The sequence below is a fragment of the Vibrio sp. 1727 genome (assembly GCF_033344415.1).
Lineage (GTDB): Bacteria > Pseudomonadota > Gammaproteobacteria > Enterobacterales > Vibrionaceae > Vibrio > Vibrio alginolyticus.
In genome coordinates this window covers 1-635 of record NZ_JAWPOT010000380.1, presented here as the reverse complement: position 1 = coordinate 635, position 635 = coordinate 1, and the positions used below count along the sequence as shown (strand labels likewise).

At 48.7% G+C, this 635-nt stretch carries 1 protein-coding gene; it reads right to left on the bottom strand.

The genetic code is table 11. The features are described 5' to 3' along the window. Positions 1 to 111: 111 nt before the first annotated feature. The coding region (locus R8O10_RS25855) for a PepSY-associated TM helix domain-containing protein (protein WP_318192046.1) at positions 112 to 635 on the bottom strand (524 nt) is incomplete at its 5' end.

The window sequence follows — 635 nt, the reverse complement described above, 5'->3', positions numbered from 1 at the left end:
CAGCCAAAACTGGCCATGGTGCTAAAGCCGCTACCAACGCCGCTTTGCAAAATAGGTTTTGGCGAAGTAACTTGCCTGTGTTCAACATAAGCTTTTCTCTACAACTGGCTGTTAAGGCACAGCAACAAAATAAATGTCGAGCGACAGCAACGAGCCAAAGCTCATCCACTGTAGTGATGTTCTGAACGTCTTTTTCTTCGGCAATAACAGGCATACACCGGTCAGGACGAAAAACACCATCAGCAGCGCAGTGATGTCGATAAACCACTTCCAAACATCACCACTGTTACGACCTTTATGCAGATCATTCAGCAGTGCCACCGCGCCATAATTGGTGGTTTCGATATCAGCGTCGCCAGTGGTCATATCAACGAAAACCGTGGCGTTATAACCCGGCCCTTTGAAATCCAGAGAGAGCTCGCCAAGCACCAATTCACCTTGCTCCACTTCGGTGTAAACGTCCAAAGCAGATGGAGTGCCACGTAAAGCCACTTCTTGGGTCAAAAAGTCAATGAGTGCAACGCGGTTTGGCTGGAAGCTTTCGCCGTTCAAAAACAAGGTCTGCGGCGGGATGATGATGGTGTGCTGTTGAATGATGGGTTCTTTTCGCTCAAACAGCTCAGGACGATTTAGCG